Source organism: Bacteroides caecicola (assembly GCF_023337095.1).
GTDB lineage: Bacteria > Bacteroidota > Bacteroidia > Bacteroidales > Bacteroidaceae > Phocaeicola > Phocaeicola gallinarum.
In genome coordinates, this window is sequence record NZ_JAMBLM010000001.1 from 250,171 (window position 1) to 270,861 (window position 20,691).

The 20,691-nt window shown below is 34.1% G+C and carries 18 protein-coding genes; all 18 read left to right on the plus strand.

Translation table 11 applies throughout. From position 1 onward, the window contains the following. The first annotated feature begins 3 nt into the window (after nt 1–3). The 18 genes from M3085_RS00960 (at nt 4) to M3085_RS01045 (ending at nt 20,681) form a co-directional block, all read left to right on the plus strand. Nucleotides 4–846: an ABC transporter permease gene (locus tag M3085_RS00960; RefSeq protein ID WP_249052082.1), complete on the plus strand. Its 843-nt coding sequence runs from the start codon at nt 4–6 to the stop codon at nt 844–846. 10 nt (nt 847–856) lie between these two features. Next, nucleotides 857–2,140, plus strand: coding sequence for an ABC transporter ATP-binding protein (locus tag M3085_RS00965; protein WP_249052083.1), 1,284 nt, complete (start codon nt 857–859; stop codon nt 2,138–2,140). 129 nt (nt 2,141–2,269) lie between these two features. Continuing rightward, the gene (locus tag M3085_RS00970) at nt 2,270–3,226 is read left to right on the plus strand and encodes a glycosyltransferase (protein ID WP_249052084.1); all 957 of its coding nucleotides are present in this window, start codon (nt 2,270–2,272) and stop codon (nt 3,224–3,226) included. Nucleotides 3,227–3,234: 8 nt separating this feature from the next. Further along, entirely contained in the window at nt 3,235–4,455 is a 1,221-nt protein-coding gene (locus M3085_RS00975) for a hypothetical protein (RefSeq protein WP_249052085.1), read from the plus strand. Between the two features lie 13 nt (nt 4,456–4,468). After that, the gene (gene wecB, locus M3085_RS00980) at nt 4,469–5,584 is read left to right on the plus strand and encodes a non-hydrolyzing UDP-N-acetylglucosamine 2-epimerase (RefSeq protein ID WP_249052086.1); all 1,116 of its coding nucleotides are present in this window, start codon (nt 4,469–4,471) and stop codon (nt 5,582–5,584) included. Then, nucleotides 5,581–6,735: a glycosyltransferase gene (locus M3085_RS00985; protein WP_249052087.1), complete on the plus strand. Its 1,155-nt coding sequence runs from the start codon at nt 5,581–5,583 to the stop codon at nt 6,733–6,735. Before wecB ends, M3085_RS00985 begins: the two co-directional genes overlap by 4 nt. A gap of 63 nt (nt 6,736–6,798) precedes the next feature. Then, a complete protein-coding gene (locus M3085_RS00990; protein WP_249052088.1) occupies nt 6,799–7,764 on the plus strand; it encodes a glycosyltransferase family 2 protein in 966 nt (321 codons plus the stop codon). After that, nucleotides 7,761–8,918 (plus strand): polysaccharide pyruvyl transferase family protein, encoded by a 1,158-nt coding sequence (locus tag M3085_RS00995; protein WP_249052089.1) that lies wholly within the window; start codon nt 7,761–7,763, stop codon nt 8,916–8,918. Before M3085_RS00990 ends, M3085_RS00995 begins: the two co-directional genes overlap by 4 nt. Then, entirely contained in the window at nt 8,915–10,924 is a 2,010-nt protein-coding gene (locus tag M3085_RS01000) for an SP_1767 family glycosyltransferase (RefSeq protein ID WP_249052090.1), read from the plus strand. The genes M3085_RS00995 and M3085_RS01000 overlap by 4 nt, the downstream gene beginning before the upstream one ends. Continuing rightward, nucleotides 10,912–11,913, plus strand: a complete 1,002-nt coding sequence (locus tag M3085_RS01005) for a glycosyltransferase family 2 protein (RefSeq protein WP_249052091.1) — start codon at nt 10,912–10,914, stop codon at nt 11,911–11,913. Before M3085_RS01000 ends, M3085_RS01005 begins: the two co-directional genes overlap by 13 nt. Before the next feature lie 27 nt (nt 11,914–11,940). Beyond that, a complete protein-coding gene (locus M3085_RS01010; RefSeq protein ID WP_249052092.1) occupies nt 11,941–13,029 on the plus strand; it encodes an acyltransferase family protein in 1,089 nt (362 codons plus the stop codon). 229 nt (nt 13,030–13,258) lie between these two features. Continuing rightward, a complete protein-coding gene (locus tag M3085_RS01015; RefSeq protein ID WP_249052093.1) occupies nt 13,259–14,248 on the plus strand; it encodes a glycosyltransferase in 990 nt (329 codons plus the stop codon). A gap of 466 nt (nt 14,249–14,714) precedes the next feature. Next, nucleotides 14,715–15,914: a glycosyltransferase gene (locus tag M3085_RS01020; RefSeq protein WP_249052094.1), complete on the plus strand. Its 1,200-nt coding sequence runs from the start codon at nt 14,715–14,717 to the stop codon at nt 15,912–15,914. Beyond that, a complete protein-coding gene (locus M3085_RS01025) occupies nt 15,911–16,930 on the plus strand; it encodes an acyltransferase (protein WP_249052095.1) in 1,020 nt (339 codons plus the stop codon). The genes M3085_RS01020 and M3085_RS01025 overlap by 4 nt, the downstream gene beginning before the upstream one ends. Next, nucleotides 16,927–17,619 carry a glycosyltransferase family 32 protein gene (locus tag M3085_RS01030; protein WP_249052096.1) on the plus strand — a complete coding sequence of 231 codons (693 nt, stop codon included), beginning with the start codon at nt 16,927–16,929 and terminating at the stop codon, nt 17,617–17,619. The genes M3085_RS01025 and M3085_RS01030 overlap by 4 nt, the downstream gene beginning before the upstream one ends. A gap of 6 nt (nt 17,620–17,625) precedes the next feature. Further along, nucleotides 17,626–18,531 carry a glycosyltransferase family 2 protein gene (locus M3085_RS01035; protein WP_249052097.1) on the plus strand — a complete coding sequence of 302 codons (906 nt, stop codon included), beginning with the start codon at nt 17,626–17,628 and terminating at the stop codon, nt 18,529–18,531. After that, on the plus strand, nt 18,524–19,660 hold the full coding sequence (locus tag M3085_RS01040; protein WP_249052098.1) for a glycosyltransferase family 1 protein: 1,137 nt from the start codon (nt 18,524–18,526) through the stop codon (nt 19,658–19,660). The genes M3085_RS01035 and M3085_RS01040 overlap by 8 nt, the downstream gene beginning before the upstream one ends. Next, a complete protein-coding gene (locus M3085_RS01045) occupies nt 19,653–20,681 on the plus strand; it encodes a glycosyltransferase family 2 protein (RefSeq protein ID WP_249052099.1) in 1,029 nt (342 codons plus the stop codon). The genes M3085_RS01040 and M3085_RS01045 overlap by 8 nt, the downstream gene beginning before the upstream one ends. Nucleotides 20,682–20,691 lie beyond the last annotated feature (10 nt).

The window sequence follows — 20,691 nt, forward strand, 5'->3', positions numbered from 1 at the left end:
AAAATGGAGAATAAATGGGATATAGAAATTAAACCTAAGAAAAAACTGTTAGATGTCGATATTAAAGGTATTTGGAAATATCGGGATTTGTATAGAATGTATGTAAAGCGCGATATCGTTACGGTGTACAAACAGACTATATTAGGTCCTTTATGGTTTTTGATTCAGCCAATATTCACCACAATTATGTATATGTTTGTTTTCGGTGGATTGGCAGGTATTTCTACCGATGGAGCACCGCAACCGCTGTTTTATATGTCGGGCATTTTGCTTTGGAATTATTTTAATTCTGCTTTTATGGTTTCTTCCAATGTATTTACGACCAATGCAAGTGTGTTTGGAAAGGTATATTTTCCTCGATTGGTAGTACCTTTATCCGGTATAACATCCAATCTGATAAAGTTTGGAATTCAGTTAGTTCTGTTTATTCTTATGTATCTTTATTATTGGGCTCAGGGAGCCGATTTGCATATAAACTGGACGTTGATACTTTTTCCCTTTCTTGTTTTTCTAATAGCTTTTCATGCCATGTCTTGGGGATTGATTATATCGGCTCTGACTACAAAATATCGCGATTTGACTCAATTGGTTACATTTGGCATTCAGTTGTTTATGTATGCTACCCCTGTAATCTATCCTTTAAGTGCGGCACCGGAAAAGTATCGCGATTTGATATCCTTGAATCCGTTGACTCCCATATTTGAAGCTTTTAAATATAGTTGTATGGGGTGCGGTTCCTTAGATTGGGGAGGGTTGCTATACAGTACGGTGTTTATGTGTATTACCCTTTTCCTTTCGGTAGTTATTTTCAGTAGAGTAGAACGTAATTTTATGGATACAGTATAAAGAGTATAAAATGAGTGAAATAGCTATACAATTCGATCGTGTTGGTAAGTTGTATCAATTAGGGTTAGTTGGTACAGGAACACTTTCGCACGATTTAAACCGTTGGTGGAAAACGGTGGTTCTTCATAAAGAAGACCCTTATCTGAAAATAGGTGAAACAAACGACCGTTCAAAAAAAGGAAAGTCTGAATTTGTGTGGGCTTTGCGCGACATTACATTCGATGTTAATCAAGGGGACGTAGTTGGCATTATAGGGAAAAATGGGGCAGGTAAATCAACTTTATTGAAATTATTGTCTCGTGTAACTTCTCCTACGGTAGGTGCTATTCGTGCGAAAGGTCGCATCGCTTCTTTATTGGAAGTAGGGACGGGATTCCATCCAGAGCTTACAGGACGTGAAAATATTTATATGAACGGTTCCATCATGGGGATGACCCGCCATGAAATAAAGCGTAAGTTAGATGAGATAGTAGATTTTGCCGGAGTGGAACGCTACTTAGATACTCCTGTAAAGCGATATTCCAGCGGTATGACTGTTCGTTTAGGTTTTGCTGTTGCAGCTTTTCTTGAACCTGAAATTCTTGTAGTAGATGAAGTGCTTGCTGTGGGAGATGCTGAGTTTCAGAAAAAGGCTATCGGTAAAATGCAGGATGTTTCCAAAGGGCAAGGACGTACAGTATTGTTTGTAAGCCATAATATGGCAGCAGTACGAAGTTTATGCAATAAAGGTGTTATATTAAAAAACGGTTGTATTGACTATATTGGTTATAATATTAATGATACTATCAATCGCTATTTGAGAATGAGTCAATCATTCCATAAACAAACAAACAAAATTATTAATAATATAGAATGGCATAAATCCGGATTTCTAGTCAATGAAATTCTATTTAATAATACAGATAATAGTTTTTCTATTTTAGAATCTGGTAAAAACACCTTAAATATAATTGTTATTGGAGAATCTGACGAAAACTTATTAGCCGACCTTATGGTCATCATAAAAAATAAAGACGAAGTTCCAATGGCTGCGTTAGCAGAAGGGCACTGTAAAGGAATACTTACTGCAATAAACAAAGGAAAATTCACCATTAAAAAGCAAATAATACTACCTAAATATTTAGGCAGTGGAGATTACATCATTGATATCCATATGCACCGACCTATGGTCGAATGGTATATGAGAGCTCCCCATTGTACAGAACTTCATATAGACGGTTACCAAGAAGGGTTCGGAAGAGCTCTCAGATGTAATGAGGAAGGTTTTATAGGATTAGAATCAATTAATATTTAATCATAGGAAATATAGAACATCACATATTACATGAATAAGACATTCATGCCAGCCCACAATAAAAACTATTAATAAATGAAGGTCTACATAAAAAATCGCAAACGGAGGAAAGAAGATTACATGTGCTTCATGCAATCATTTGTAGAAGCTGCTATCTCATGTGGCATAAAAACAAAAAAACAATATTATTTCCCAAATAAAAAAATTGAAAACAAAATTATCCATTGTGCTGATACAATACTTACCTTAATAAACAAATATCTTCCATTCCTTATTCGAAAAAAGAAAGCCATAATAATTACTGCTGCGGGTGATACCATTTTTAAAGAATCATTTCCTTATTTCTATAATTCGGAAATTATACCCATGTTATGGGATGTATGGCCGGCAAGATGGGAAGGTATATCTTATAATCTTCAATATCTGCAATGCAAGTTGTGTTTTGTTACAGTAAGAAGCGTAGCCGAAAGAATAAAAAAAGAAATAGGTATTAATGCCTATTGGATTCCAGAGGGCATTTGTATAACAGATTATCAAAAAGGAGTCCCCTTAGCAATAAGAAAAAATGATATTCTTGAATTGGGGAGGCAACATGTTTTCTATCACAACATACTCGAAAGATTAGAACGTGAAAATCAAATTCACGGTTATGCTAGAAACTCATATTATCCTAACGGAAATTATAAGACACTAGCATTTCCAAAAGCAAATGAATTAATAGAAGCATTACCAACATTTAAAATAATTGTTTCTTTTCCTCGGACAATAACACATCCAGAACAAGCTGGAAAAATGGAAACATTAACCCAACGATATTGGGAAGGTATGTTGAGTGGATGCCTGATTATAGGAAAAGCTCCACAAGAACTTATTGACCTAATTGGTTATAATCCTGTTGTTGATATTAACCTTAATGAATCGGAAGGTACATTAAAAAAACAAATAATAGCCATCTTGCAAAACATATCTGCTTATCAAAATTTGGTTGACAAAAATTACGAAACAGCTTTACAATATGCTTCTTGGGACCAAAGAATGGAACAGATAAAGCGAATTCTTACACAGCATGGATATACTTTAAATTAAAACAAAAGATGAAAGTGCTATATATAACAGGAAGTTGTCTTACTAAGAACACTTCTGCCAACATGAGCCATAATGGATATGTACAAGGTTTATTAGAAAATGACGCAGAAGTTACAATTTTGATGGCAAATGATAGTTGGGGAAAAACTGACAACAAATTGCGCAAATGGGAAAATGCAAAATATATAGAATTTAACTCTGTTTCATTTATTGATAAAATAAAGAGTAGATATATAAGAATAACCCAAAATACTGTAAGTGATTCACAAGCAACCTCACCTAAATTGAACAAAACAAAACGTTCGATTAAAAATCATATTCGCAAATTACTTAAAAAGACTTTCTATACACTATATAAGCCAGACCCTATATATCCTTTAGAAAAGACATGGCTTAAACATGCCAGCAGATACCAATCAAAAGACGAATATGATTTAGTAATCTCCAATTCTTCTCCTGCTGCCAGCCACAAGTTAGCTGCTCTTTTAATTGAAGAAAAAAGAATAAAATACAAACGCTGGATACAGATTTGGGAAGATCCTTGGTTTCATGATTTATATGGTAATCATCCACTCTATATACAAGATGAAGAACACCAACTTTTAAAAAAAGCCGAAGATGTATATTATGTAAGTCCCCTCACCCTTCATTATCAGAAAATATATTTTCCAGATTGTGCTCATAAAATGAAATTTATTCCACTGCCTTATTTCAAGTATGAGAAAGGCATTTGCATAAACCAACAAAACATTTCATTTGGATACTTTGGCGATTACTATTCACAGACAAGGAATTTACGCCCTTTTTATGAGGCTCTAAATGAATCTGGATATAAGGGATATATCTATGGAGACAACAATCTGCAATTACCTTCAACTGATCAAATCATTGTTTCAAATAGAGTTACATTAGAAAAACTTGAACAGATTCAATCGAAAACTTCAGTTTTAGTTCATTTGTGTAATCTAAGAGGTGGACAAATTCCTGGAAAAATATATCATTATTCAGCTACAGAAAAACCTATTCTGTTTATTCTTGATGGAACCGAAGAAGAACAAAAAATAATCCAAGACTTCTTTTCCCAATACCATCGATATTATTTCTGTAAGAACAATAAAGAATCTATTTTAAAAGCCATTATAGATATACATCAACATTACAGCCAATATAGAGGTGTTATTGTCGATGCTTTTAGTCCAAAAGCAATTGTCCGAAGTATACTTCAATAATATCGTTTTAATAATGAAGAAAATAATGCTTGTTTTTGGGACACGCCCTGAAGCCATAAAAATGTGTCCTTTGGTAAATGAATTAAAAAGTCGGAAAAATATGCAAGTTTCTGTTTGTGTCACAGGTCAACATAGACAAATGCTCGATCAAGTATTGGAAGCCTTTCAAGTTATTCCTGATTATGATTTATCCATAATGAAGACTCAACAATCACTTTTTGATATTACAATAAATATTCTACAAAAAATTAGAGAAGTACTTATAAAAGAAAAACCGGAAATCGTTCTTGTTCATGGAGATACTTCTACAACTTTTGTTACAGCATTAGCTTGCTACTATCTACAAATTCCCATAGGACACGTAGAAGCTGGATTACGGACACACAATATCTATTCACCTTATCCTGAAGAATTCAACAGACAAGCCGTAAGTATTATAAGCCAATACAATTTTGCTCCAACTGAACAATCAAGAAAAAATCTTATAGCAGAAGGGAAAAATCCCAAAAGCATTTTCGTAACAGGAAATACAGCTATTGATGCACTAAACACAACTATAAAAGAAAATTATATTCATCCAGAACTTATATGGGCTTCCGATTCCAAACTTATTTTAATTACAGCACACAGACGTGAAAATCTTGGTGAGCCAATGAAACATATGTTTCGTGCGATTCGCAGAGTTATGGACGAACATCCTGATATAAAAGCTATTTATCCTATACATATGAATCCTTTAATTCGAGAGATGGCCAATAGCATATTAGGAGATGACGATAGAATTCATATTATAGAACCATTGGATGTGATTGACTTTCATAATTTCATGAATAAAAGTTATCTGATTCTAACAGATTCTGGAGGTATTCAAGAAGAAGCTCCTTCATTAGGCAAGCCGGTATTAGTTATGAGAGATACGACAGAACGTCCTGAAGGCGTTCTGGCAGGAACACTAAAACTGATAGGAACAGAGGAAGAAAATATTTACAAACATTTTACACTGCTGCTTGATAATGAATCTGAATATAAAAAAATGAGTCATGCTTCAAATCCATATGGTGATGGAATGGCTTGTAAAAGAATAGCAGACATATTATGTGGTTATTGTACCAATGGATGTCAATTATGAAAAAAAAAGTAACAATCATCACAGAGAATCTTTATGGAGGTGGAGTACAACGCATTCTTCAGATAATTTGTAATCATTTCGATTATGAACGATATAATCTAACAGTTTATTCGGTAATGGAAGATATACCTCGTCCTCCATTTTATCCCTCACAAATTCACTACAAATACATATTTAATGCTCTTAAACAAGAATATAATATTGTGAAGCGTATATGGATAAAAATCAAAAATAAATGGAAATTATTCGTATACTACCATTGTACACCTAAAATGTTTTATCAATTATTTATCAATGAAAAAACAGATGTTGCTATCGCTTTTATTGAGGGATATGCCACCCGAATAGTAGCAGGATTTCCTAAAGATACAAAACGGATTGCATGGTTACATACTGATTTAGAAAATAATCCATGGACTAATGTTGCTTTCAGGAATATGAATGATGAACAAAAATCATACAACAATATGGACTGTATCGTATGTGTTTCAAATGTAGTTCAAAACATTCTTGAAAAAAAATATATAATTAAAACAAAAACCCAAATTATATATAACCCTATTGATAGAGAAAGGATTATCAAATTAGCTAATAAAAAAAACGAAACTCCATATTACTTTTCTATAAAAAGTAATCGTATAATCAGCATCGGAGCATTGATTAATATAAAAGGATATGAAAGATTAATTAAGATAGCTAAAAGGCTTGTTATAGATAATTATCAGTTTGAATTGTTGATTCTTGGGAAAGGACCTCAAAAAATATATCTTGAAAATTTAATTAAAGAAAATAACCTAACGACCCACGTTCAATTAATAGGTTATCAAAATAATCCCTATCCATTTCTACAAGCTGCTGACATTTATGTATGTTCATCATATGCAGAAGGCTATAATACGGCTATTACAGAAGCTCTTATTTTAGGAAAAGCTGTAGTATCAACAGAATGTTCTGGAGTAAAAGAACAATTAGGCGAAAATAATGATTATGGGATTTGTACTCAAAATAGCGAGGAAGATTTATATGAGGGCATTAAGAAAATGTTAAATCCTAATACTTTGTCATACTATACTAGAAAAGCTCAAGAAAGAGGACAAATATTTACATTAGAAAAGAGTATGAGTAAAATATATAATCTTATTGAAGATTAAAGAGTAACAAAAAAACTGTTTATCATAGTTTTATTACAAAATAACGATTAGCCAACCCAAAGAATGATTTCAATTATTATTCCTGTATATAACGTAGCTAATTATCTTTCTCAATGCCTTAATTCCGTCATTGCACAAAAATATAAGAATTGGGAATGCATATTAATTGATGATGGCAGTACGGACGATAGTGGACATATATGTGATAATTACAGTCAAATAGATAATCGGATAACGACCATTCATCAAACAAATCAAGGGGTGTCAGCCGCACGAAACACAGGTATCAAATATGCCAATAGGCAATACATAACCTTTGTTGATAGTGATGACTGGATAGATGAAAATTATTTAGATACTCTTCTTAAAGGATTAGAAACTCAAACTGAGCTTGTCGCATCCGGACTTATACAAGAATTTTCCGATACTACAAGACAAATATTTGCTCCTAAAAAGGATTATACTTTTCAACTGGATGAAGAACACACAAGGATTTTTGTTGAAATGAACAGATTATCTTTATTTTATGGTCCTGTAGCCAAATTATATAAATATGCAATCATAAAAAAGCATCATATCCTTTTTCCAGAAAACTGTTCTTATGGAGAAGATCTCATTTTTAATTACCGGTATTTAGGTTGTATAAAGGAAATCACTTGTATATCAGCAGCCAACTACCATTATCGGATTATAGGTTCGGGAACATTATCCAGTCGTTTCCGTCCAGACCAATTTGATACAGATTATTCACAATGGAAAATACTTCGCATATTTTATCAACAACAGCAAATGTGGAATAAAATATCACAAGAATATCTTTATCAGAAACTATGGGGAATTGTATATGACGGAATATTTGGACAACAAAATATTCAAAAAAATATTATTGATAAAATTATAAATATACCAGAGCATAATGAATTAATGCATTGGGAACATACGTTTTCTTGTGCAAAATGGATAAAAAAATTATTCCAATATAAATGCTCATATTTATTATATTTAATTATAAAAGGAACAAGGAAATGAATTTGCTTCTATACCCTCATGGGGGCAGTGGTAACCACGGATGTGAAGCCATCGTACGATCAACAATTCAGTTGTTCAGCCAATACAAAACCATCTTGTTTTCAATCCGTCCGGAACAAGACTACAAAGTCGGACTAGGAAAAATCTGCTTAATAGAAAAAGAAAGCAGTCCAATTCGCAAGATAAGTTTTTCTTATTTAAAAGCATTTTTATGTTATTATGTATTACACGACAAGGATGCTTTTGAAAAAATACATTTTAAACCGATTATTTCTTCGATAACAAAAGATAATTTGCTATTATCTATCGGAGGTGACAACTATTGTTATGGGATACCATCTTACATCTATCTCATAAATAAAATTTGTAAAAGGAAGCAATGTAAGACTATTTTATGGGGATGTTCTATCGAACCAGAATCAATAAAAGAAGATATGCTTGATGATTTAAAAAGCTATACCCATATTTTCGCACGTGAAAGCATTACCTATCAAGCTCTTTATGAAAAAGGAATCAGACAAGTCTCTCTTATTCCAGATCCGGCATTTACGTTAAGTTGCAAGAATTTGCCTTTGCCACAGGAATTTACCGAATTCAATACGGTAGGAATCAATCTAAGCCCATTAATTATGAATAATGAAAAGATTAATGGGATTACGCTCAAAAATTATATCGCTTTAATACGCTATATATTAGAACATACAGATATGCAAATCGCATTGATTCCACATGTAGTATGGGAACAAAACGATGACAGAAAACCTTTAGCATCACTCTATCAAGAATTTAAAGACACGGGACGGGTAGTATTTATAGCTGATCATAATGCCGAAGAGCTAAAAGGTTTTATTGCGCGTTGCCGTTTTCTCGTAGCAGCACGTACACATGCTTCTATTGCTGGCTATTCTACTCAAGTACCGACTTTAGTTATAGGCTATTCAGTAAAAGCACGCGGAATAGCTCGCGATTTATTTGGTAACGAAGAACATTATGTATTACCAGTACAATCATTGCAAAAAGAAGATGAATTGGTAAAAAAATTCCAATGGCTACAGGTACATGAGAAAGAAATAAGACAACATTATCAAGCATTCATGCCCCAATATATAGGCAAATTGAATGAATTGAAAACAAAATTAAATGAGCTCCTATGATTCAACTCATTGATAAACAAAGTTGTGTTGGATGTGGAAATTGTGTAATAGTCTGCCCTAAAAATTGCGTCACAATGCAAACAGATGAAGAGGGCTTCTTATATCCTGTTATTACTAGCAAAAATTGCATAGACTGCCATTTATGCGAAAAGTCTTGCCCCGTATTACAAGAAATTACTTATATTACACATACCACTCATAATTGGTCAGGAGCTTATCACCTACAGGAAGATATTTGTTTAAATAGTTCTTCAGGAGGTGTCTTTTATGAATTAGCCAGATACGTTCTACAAAAAGAAAAAGGATATGTATGGGGAGCTGCCTTTGTGTCCCCTTATAAAGTGGAACATATTTCCATAAGCCAAGTATGTGATTTATGGAAATTACAAAAATCCAAATATGTTCAATCAGATATAACCCATGCATTTTCTCTTGTTAAAGAGCAATTAAAACAATCGAAAAAGGTACTTTTTTCCGGTACTTCCTGTCAAATTAAAGCTCTTTATCTTTATTTAAAACACGTATATGAAAATCTGATTACTGTGGAAGTAGTATGTCATGGAGTTCCCAGCCCATTAATTTTGGAGAAGTATATGAAATCTCATGATATCATTCAGATAGATTTTCGCAAAAAAGACAGAGGTTGGTATAATTATGAACTCTGTTTTACATATGCCAATCAACGAAAAAAACAGATAAGAGCAGCCAATAATCTTTACATGAAGGGATTTTTACAAGATCTTTACAACCGTCCTTCATGTACAGCCTGTCCTGCCAAGTCTGGAAGAAGTCAGGCGGATATAACCTTAGGAGATTTGTGGGGAGTCGAACGTTTTGCTTCCGATTTATATTATAACAAAGGGGTTTCACTCGTCGGATTACATAGTTTCAAAGCCGAACAAATATGGAAAGAAATAAAATCTTCTTATGTTACTCGACAGATAGATTATCAACAAGCCTTAGTTGGAAATCCGTGTTTGGAAAAAAGTATTCCTGCAGCTCCTCAGCGCAATGAATTCTTTCAACTGTTTCAAACAAAAGGAATTCAAAAGGCACTTTTGGTATATGCAGGTGAAAAATTGTCATTTTCACAAAGAATAAAGAAAATCCTTTTAAATATATGGAATACAGGTTGGAATATAGCTTTAGGAATACGTGAACAAGTATATCAGATAATTGATTTTTTCTATGCAATATTTCATCCTGCTCCTAAAGTAATAAGTATTCAGGAAACATTAAAAGTAATTATAGAAACGCATTGCTCTGTGAGTAGATTCGGAGATGGCGAATTAAAATTTATAGAAGGAACAGAAACATGGTTTCAGAAAAAAGAAAGGGCACTACAAGAAGGATTAATCCGTGTTCTTCACAACGAACAACCTAATTTAATGGTCTGCATTCCTCCTATCTTTAGTTCTCTCAAGCCATTGACACAACATGACCGTACTTATTGGCAATCACATATAGCCCGAACTCGCAAAACATGGTATCAGTATCTTAATCGGAAAACTACCTACTACAATGCCTTTATCAGCCGATGCTATATGCCTTTTCAAGATAAAAGCTATGCTCGTCAATATTTTGATTTATGGAAGCAAGTTTGGGCAAACAAAGATTTACTTATTATTGAAGGAGAGAAGACCCGTTTAGGAATAGGAAATGATCTTTTCGGTAATGTACATAGCATCAAAAGAATCCTTTGTCCCAACACACAAGCTTTTCAATACTATCAGCAACTGTTAAACGAAGTATTAAAGTATGATACTCATCATTTAGTGTTATTAGCAGTAGGACCCACTGCTACAGTATTAGCTGCCGACCTGTCTACACGAGGATATCAGGCCATTGATATTGGTCACATAGATATTGAATATGAATGGAGCCGTATGCGTGTCACACATAAAGTGCCGGTAGAAAATAAATTTGTTAATGAAGCAGGGGCAGGCAAAGGAGTTGGTGAATCAAATGATGAAAAATATTTATCTGAAATAGTATGCCATTTTTAAGTATTATAGTTCCAGTATATAATGTGGAGTCTTATTTACATGATTCTTTAAATTCATTGTTAAATCAAACATTTCCAGATTATGAGGTGATTTGTGTAAACGATGGTTCAACAGATAACTCGCTAAATATTTTAGAAGAATTCAGTAAAAAGGATACTAGGATAAAAGTTATATCACAAGAAAATAAAGGATTAAGTGCCACCAGAAATATTGGCATTAGAAATTCAACAGGAAAATACATATCCTTTTTAGATTCTGATGATTTTCTAAAGCCTGATGCATACGCTAAAATATATAGCGTCATATTAGAAAACGATGTAGATACTATTATATCTGGATATGAACTATATCCAGAGAAGAGACAAGTAGTCCCACAAATTAAGAGTGGATATATTGATAATTATAAAGAACTCTTTTCTTCTACCCTCAAAGTTCAGTCATCTAATGATTTTTGTTTTTCATGGAGATTTATAATAAAAAGAGAGTTACTGATTAAAAACAATATTTATTTTAACGAATTAGTAAGACTAGGTGAAGATATGATATTCAATATTGAAGTAATATGCAACAGTAGTACAATATATGTTACTAGTTTTACAGATTATTGTTATAGATATAATCCTGATAGTTTAATGCACTCCAAGCAATATAAACCTTTTTTAAATCAATCAATCGATTTGTTTTGCAAGATAAAATATGATCAGATATATAAATATAAATTAGATAATTTTACGCCATACAGCTTTGATCTAGCAAAATATACATTGTTGATATACTTGCCAATGTTAAGAAATAATTTAGATGCAAAAAAAAATCTGGAAACATATCAAAATGATTTGCTTGAAATATTATCATTATCATGCATAAGAAAGGCTTTTAAAATCATAGGATGGAAAAATATATATTATAATTACAAAGAATATCTTTTATATACACTATATAAATTCCGTCTCGTAAGAATATTGACAATAGCTCACAAAATCCACTAAATGTATAATCATAAAAGTTAGCTTAAAATGAAGAGAATTAATTGGATAGACGAACTAAAAGGATTTATATTGATTTTAGTTTGTTTAGGACATACACATATAAGCATTCCGTTCATGGGGGGGGACGTATTAACAATTTGTCAAGCTTTTCGTATGTCTACTTTTTTTTTCTTATCAGGGATTTTATTCAGTACACGCCGATATACCACTATAAACTCTTACATAATGAGTAAAACAAAGGTTTTGTTAATACCTTATGTTTTATTAGCTTTATTATTTTCCTTTTTGGATCCAAGACTATATGACCTATCCTTAATGGAAAGACAAAGCTATCTAAATCCTTATTGCCTTGCTTTAGACATTCATTCCAATTCGGATTTTCTTATTATGGAGCTTATAAGTATCTTTTATCATGGAGTCCCTATTACAGGAGGTCCTTTATGGTTTGTTCTGACACTCTTCTTTGTAAGTGTCTTGTTTTTTATCATTCATCACATGTTGAAAGGCAATGCCAAAGGAATTATAATATACGCTGTATTCTGCTTGATTACAGGATGGTTATTGAATCTGTACAACCTAATTCTTCCTTTTGGTTTTTCAACCGTATTCACAGCTTCTTTCTTTTTTGCTTTTGGCTATTTGGCAAAAAGAATAATAAAGTATATGACTGGAATGAGCAAGATAAAATTAGGAACAATTATCATATTCCTTTCTCCAATTTATCTTTATGCAATTAATTTAAATGGAGCAATAAGTCTAATGAACAATGAAGTAGGAAATAATTTCTTTGGTTATATTACCAGTACTGTTACTGGTATTTTTGTTATTGTCAGTATATTCATCCTTTTCGATAAGTTGGTATGCAAGTGTGTACTGCAAGGAATATTGAAAAATATAGCTCGCAACGCATTGATTGTATTACCTGTACACTACTGGGCGATTAAGTGTTGCGGAATATTTCTTCATCCCATTTCAAACGAAGATTATTTTCCATGGCTGGTTACATTGATTATGATAATAGTTACCGCTCTTGCTATTCCTTTATTCAGAACTAGATTTTATAAATTACTAGGTAAAGAAAAAATTTCTTTTAAAGAAAGTCTATCAATTAAATAACTATGAACTTATTTAAACTTTTTCCGGCTCGGTAGGCGGTTTGAAAAAATCCTACCGCATGAATCGATAATTTCTATGGGTAGAACCGGACAATTCTACCGCATGAAATAAATCATGCTAACGGTAGCATTTTTCGGGGGAGTGCCGCCGGAGAATTTCTTCATTGCGCTTGGAGCGGAAAAAGTTTAAATAGGTTCATCAAGAACTACATCTTCAATTCATTATTACAATGGAATATAGCTACCAAAACAATTTAGTTTCACTTGTCACTCCCGGTTGGAATGGAAAACTGTTTGTGCATCGGTTATTAGATTCTATTATTGCCCAAACTTACCGTCCTATTGAATATATTTACGTAGATGATGGATCTACAGACGGAACAGCGGAAATAGTACAATCGTATAGTAAAAGATTTGAAGCGTCAGGGATTGATTTTAAATTCATCCAACAGGAGAATGGAGGAATCAGTGAAGCATTAATGACAGGATTCCAATATGTAACAGGTAAATATTTATCTTGTCCGGAATATGATGACATTTTATTGCCCACCTCCATAGAAAAGCGAATCCAATATCTGCAAAACCACCCTGATTGTGCCGTTGTCAGTGCTGATGCATGGGTTGTAACAGAAAACAATATAGAAGAACGAAAAAATAAAATTTCACATAACAACCCCAACCGATTCGACCGAAACCATTTTTATCAGGCTCTGATGTCAAATAGCATATTCAATGCAGCTTGTAATATGCTACGAATGGATTTGTTTGATCAAACGCATACTGATAGGAAAATTTTCTCTTCACGTATTGCGCCTAATCAACAAATATTGCTTCCGCTTTATTATCATTACAACAGAGGATTTATAGAAGAACCTCTTTCAATTTTCTTGATTAGACAAGGTAGTGTCAGTCATCCCGAAAAAACGTTAGAAACAGAATTAAACAGGGATATTGAATATCGAGATATTCTATTTAATACATTGGAAAGTATTGATATGCCTGAAGATTTACTAGAATTGTATAAAAGAAGAGTCGAAATCAATGTACAAAAAGACTTTGTTTTGTTTGGTTACATATATAATGATTTAGCTTTACTGGAAAGTGCCCTTTGTTATCTGGAAAATCACCATGAAGCAACTCCAGAGCATTATTTGTACAGAAAAAGATTGAAAAGTAAAATCTTTCAATTTAAGCGTTATATTAAACAAAAATTGAAATGAATTTGACTTGTAAAGATTCAATATAAGTAGGTGTTCACAATTTATATGTAAGTAAGAATATATTGTGCGAGATATACCTACAAATGAAACTTTAAGAAAAAACTGTTTTGAATTAAATCAAGAATAATGTTATAGCCTTGTATAAAATTAGCCGTTAGTAATGGGAAGATACCCGTCCCGGTTTCGCACAATACAAATGAAGAGATACCAAAGGTCATACAGGCAATTTATAGAGTAGGCGGAGAGCTGTTTTTCGATGAAGATACCTTCATAAAACGGCGGTGTCGGACGAATGATTTTGCAGTAAAAACGGATTTGGGTTAAATAGTAAATAGCCAGTGGTTATACTATGTGTAGCATCGGTTTGTGCAGGGGATAAGCTGCTATGCGGCAGACCGGATTGAACTGAGAAAACTCATCTCAAATCGTCACATGATAAAATCTAAAATAATCTCTTGATAAAGGTATGAAACCTCGTATTTTCATAGCCATTCACTACCTTGAACTTGGCGGGGCAGAAATAAGTCTGATAGGTTTACTCAATGCAATAGATACTTCTCGGTATGATGTAGACTTGTTTGTGTACAGTCATCGTGGAGAGTTAATGAAAATGATTCCAGCAGGAATTCATTTACTTCCGGAGGTTAAAGAATATGCACAGATTGAGAAGCCTATCAAAGAAGTCTTAAAGCAAGGCGGTTGGAAGATTGCGTTGGCAAGACTGTGGGCAAAGTTTCAATTCTCGCGTTATGTAAAACGCTGTCGTCCTAAAGAAGGATCGGCCATATTTCAATACGTGTTTAATGCGGTGACCCCTTTACTTCCTGATTTATATAAATATGGAGAATATGATTTGGCTATCAGTTTCTTAACTCCTCATAATATTGTAGCAGAAAAAGTTCATGCCAAAAAGAAGATAGCTTGGATTCATACGGATTATACTCGAATCAGTGTTGATGTAAATAAAGAACTCCCTGTTTGGGATAAGTTTGATAAAATAGCGTCCATTTCACAAGATGTTACAAAGACTTTCTCGCAAATATTCCCTTCTTTATCAGATAAGATGATAGAAATAAATAATATTCTGTCTCCATCGTTAGTGAGAAAGCGTGCTGAAGAGTTTCCCGTTATCTTTTCTAAAGATGTAAGTCGGGTCAATTTGCTTTCAGTAGGGCGCTATACGTTTGCTAAGAATTATGATAATGTGCCGGATATTTGTAAACGCATAAGGGAAACAGGATGCAATGTCTATTGGTATATTATTGGATATGGAGGGGATGAGGCTTTGATACGTTCGAAAATTAAAGAGGCGGAAATGGAAGAATATGTAATTCTTTTAGGAAAAAAGGAAAATCCTTATCCCTATATGAAAGCATGTGATATTTATGTACAACCATCGCGGTTTGAAGGGAATTCGGTAACGGTTCGCGAGGCGCAGATACTATGTAAACCTGTAATTGTTACTGATTATCCGACAGCTCAAAGTCAAATTCAGCAAGGCGTTGATGGAGTCATTGTGCCACTTGATAACATGGAATGTGCCCGAGGTATTGTAGAAGTGATAAAAAATAGAGATTTGCAGAATAACTTGATTGCTTATTTACAGACACATGACTACGGGAATGAGCGAGAAGTTGAAAAAATATATCAATTAATAAATTCATGAATGTTTTGAAAAATAGAGTATATGAGTTAGATATACTTAGGGTGTTAGCTTGTCTTATGGTAATCTGTATGCACGCACCGTATCCCAAAGAAGGGGCGAATGGATTGTTTCTTTCTACATTAAGTTATTTTACAGCGCCTTGTATAGGACTGTTCTTCATGGTATCTGGTGCATTACTTTTACCGGTACAAACAGATACGAAGACTTTTTTAGGTAAACGTTTATCAAAAGTTGTTGTTCCTACGTTGGTTTGGACTGTAGTCTATGTAGGCTATAATATAATAATGGGAAAGGATGAAAATTGGATCCAAACTATTGCTTCTATTCCCTTTTCAGCTCAGGGACATGGAGTGTTGTGGTTTATGTATACCTTGATAGGATTATACCTTCTTGCTCCTGTTATGAGCCGTTGGTTAGAGAAAGCCAGTAAGCGTGAAGTAGAGTTCTATTTATTGCTTTGGCTTATCAGCTTATGTTATCCTATTCTTAAATTGTTCTTGAAAATACAAGATGGAGCAGAAAATATCCTATATTACTTTTCCGGTTATGCAGGTTATTTCTTATTGGGTTACTATATGCGTAAATATCCTCAAGTACTTGCTTTCAAAAGATTGCTCCCCTTGTTGATTATCTCATTGGCAGCTCCTGTGTTATGTAAGGTCTTTCATTTGAACGTAAATTTTTACAGTTTGTTTTGGTATCTTTCCGTTTTTGTTGTAATAATGTGTGCCGTATGGTTTCAAGGTATATTCAGTTATGGTAAACGCCATTTATCATCTTGGATGTTGGGGAGATTAGAGTTGATATCCAATCTTTCATTTGGTATCTATTTAAGTCATATCTTTATTATGCGATATATTTTATGGAAATGGGATGTTATCGTTTCTATAAACTCTTATGGACTTCAAACCTTGATTGTTGTTATACTTACTTTTATAATTTCTCTACTATTTTCTTGGCTTATGGCATATTTGCCTAAAGGAGATTATATCATTGGATATAAAATAAAAAGATGATACCTAAAGTAATACATTATTGTTGGTTTGGGGGAAAAGGAAAACCCGAAGCAGTCCGGCGGATGATACGAACTTGGAAGTTATATTGCCCCGACTATCAGTTAAAGGAATGGAACGAAACAAACTTCGACATTCATATTAACCGATATTGTAGGGAGGCATACGAACGGCGGAAATGGGCTTTTGTGAGTGATGTTGCCCGTATGTATGCTTTATATAATGAGGGAGGGATTTATATGGATACAGATGTTGAAGTAGTCCGTTCGCTTGACAGCTTATTAGATAATCCTGCTTTTTTAGGTTTTGAAGGAACAAAGTGGATTGCAACCAGTATTTTGGGAACAGAGCCTAAGAATCCGGTGATTCGTTCTTTTATGGATTCTTATAATAGTCGTTCTTTTGTTCGGGAAGATGGTAGTTTAGACCAAACTACCAATGTGGAAGAGTGGACCAAACTGTTAGTCGATAAGTTCGGATTACAGTTAAACGGAAAAAAACAATGCGCTGCCGGATTTAATATTTTTCCTGCTGATTATTTTACGCCGTATGATTATCTAACCGGTAGGCTTCATCGAACCGATAATACTTATACGATTCATTGGTTCGGGCAATCATGGATAAATAATAAGCCGTGGCGGACGAAACTTTCTCAATGGTATCATCGTTTGCGCGGTATAAAAATGGAATAAGGATTGATGAAAACACTTACTATATTTACTCCTGCCTACAATCGGGCACATACCATCGGTAGGACTTACGAAAGTCTTTGCCGTCAGACATGTAAAGATTTTGAGTGGCTGATTGTGGATGATGGCTCTTCGGATAATACACGAGCGTTGGTTGAAGGTTGGATAAAAGAGAATAGAATTCCGATACGATACATTTATCAGCAGAATCAGGGAATGCACGGTGCGCATAACACTGCCTATCGGAATATTGAAACTGAGTTGAATACGTGTATTGACTCTGATGATTACATGCCTGATGATGCGGTAGAGAAAATAATTACTTTTTGGAAACGAAATGGCTCAAATCGGTATGCCGGATTGATTGGTTTAGACCGGACGGAAGACGGAAAGATTATCGGAACAAAATTCCCTGAAGATATGAACTCGACTACGCTTTACGGGTTTTATGCACGGGGCGGAAAAGGGGACAAAAAGTTGGTGTATCGTACAGAAGTTATTCGGCAATATCCCGAATATCCTTTGTTTGATGGAGAACGTTATGTCAGTTTGGGATATAAGTATCAGTTGATAGATCAAGATTATGAATTGCTGACGATGAACGAATCGTTGGTTGTTGTAGAATATCAGGCGGATGGTTCCAGCCGGAATATGTATAAACAGTACTGGAATAATCCGAAAGGATTTGCGTTTATCCGGAAAGCAGATATGAAGTTGATGCCGGGTTGGATACGGAAATTTAGGGCATGTATTCATTACGTATCAAGTTCGTTACGTGCTAAAAATAAATATTTTATATCTGAGTCTCCGTTACCCCTTGCTACTTTGTTGGCAATTATTCCGGGATTTATATTGTATAAGTACACGGAGTATAAAGTTAAGTCTGATAAAAAGTTTAAATTGAAGCATGAGTGAACCGATAAGGATATTGAATTTATTCACCATAATGAACCGAGGTGGTGCGGAAACAATGGTGATGAATTACTATCGGAAGATAGACAAGACGAAGGTACAATTCGATTTTATGGTACATCGTCAGGAGCGTGGAGCATACGATGACGAAATCGAAGCAATGGGAGGGCGAATCTTTCGCATGTGCCCCATTTATCCGCAAAATATTTTTCGGTATAAGCGATTGTTAAGAGAGTTTTTTGATACCCATCCGGAATACAGAATATTGCATTCCCACATGTCCGAATTAGGTTATTTCGCTTTTAAAGAAGCTATTCGTCATCATGTACCTGTCAGGATTTGTCATGCACATAATGCTCCTGTTTTTAAAAGCGAGACATGGAAAGAAAAATTAAAAAGATTGCCGCGTGAGTGCTTGGCAAAAAAGATTCGCGGTTTGTCTACCGATTTTTTTACTTGTAGTGAAGTAGCCGGAGAATGGTTGTTTGGAAGAAAAAACAGATACAACTTACAGTTTATGCCTAATGCGATTGATTCAAAATCGTTTAGTTACAATCTTCAGAAATCTATTGAAGCTAAAAGGTCGTTGGGTTGGGAAAATAAAATAATAATAGGCCATGTTGGTCGATTTTGTCCACAAAAGAATCATAATTTTCTGATAGATATATTTCAGGCGTTTCACCAAATTCATTCGGAGAGTATGCTTATTTTGGTGGGAAGTGGAGATTTGATGGGGCCAATTAAGAAAAAAGTTCGTTCATTAGGATTAGATGAATCAGTTTGTTTTTTAGGAAATCGGGCGGATATGTCATTGTTATATAGTGCTTTCGATTTGTTTTTATTTCCCTCTTTTTACGAAGGACTTCCTGTGTCGTTGGTAGAAGCTCAAGCGGCAGGATTACCTTGTGTGGTTTCAGATACAATTTCTTGTCAGACTAAAATCTTACCTTCTTATGTTAAAGTATCTTTACAGGAATCGCCTGTCACATGGGCAGAACAAATGGATTCCATCTTGTTACGGTGGAAAAGAAAAGATACCTCTTCAGAAATTAAGCAAGCGGGATTTGATATAACTAACAATGCCGAGTGGCTAACTCAGTATTATATAAATCGTTTCAACGGAAATGGATAATCCTTTGGTATCAATTATTGTTCCCGTTTATAATGTGGAGACTTATTTATCTCAGTGTTTAGATTCTTTGCAGAACCAAAGTTATACGAATATAGAGGTAATAGTTATAGACGACGGCAGCAAAGATAATAGTTGGTCGGTACTTCAGAAATATGTGGTCGATAAACGTTTTTGTTGTATCTCTCAAAACAATCAAGGTGTTTCTGAAGCCCGTAATAAGGGATTGGATTTGGTCAAAGGTGAATACATCATGTTTGTCGATGCTGATGATTGGTTGGATTGTAATGCTGTAACTGAATGTGTGAAAGCTATGCAGGAATCAAACTCGGATGTTTGTCTGTTTGATTACATGCGTGAGTTTCAGTATATAAGCGAGCGAAGGTCATTGTTTGAAAACTCACAGAGGTTTGATGAAAAGGCTTGTCAAGATTTGCAATGCCGTATGATTGCTCCGACAGGTACTGAATTGGTTCGTCCGCAGACCTTAGATTCGTTTGGAACTATTTGGGGAAAGTTATATAAACGTTCGGTATTGACGGATATCAAATTTGTTGATTTGAAAGTGATAGGAACGGCGGAAGACACTCTGTTTAATTGCTTTGCTTTTTTGCAAGTAAAGAAGGCTGTTTATTTGCACGAAGCCTTTTATCATTATCGAAAATATAATGCAGGGGCAGAGACGAAAAAATATAAACCGGACTTGTATCAGCGTTGGAATAAATTGTTTGAGTATATGGGTCGGTCTGCCTGTTCTGAGAAAGCTCGTACAGCATTGTCCAACAGGATAGCACTGAGCATAATAGGATTAGGATTGAATGAATGTATGTCCGACCAATCGTTTTCGCAAAAAAAGAAACAGTTACTTCATATTATAGGGCAATCCCATTATAAAGAGGCTTATAGAGAATTAGATTTTACTTATTTTCCTATTCATTGGAAACTGTTTTTCTTTTGCGCCAAACATCGGTTGGCTACACCTTTATTATTGTTGTTAAAAGTTATACATCGAATAATCGGTTAAGTAGAAAGGT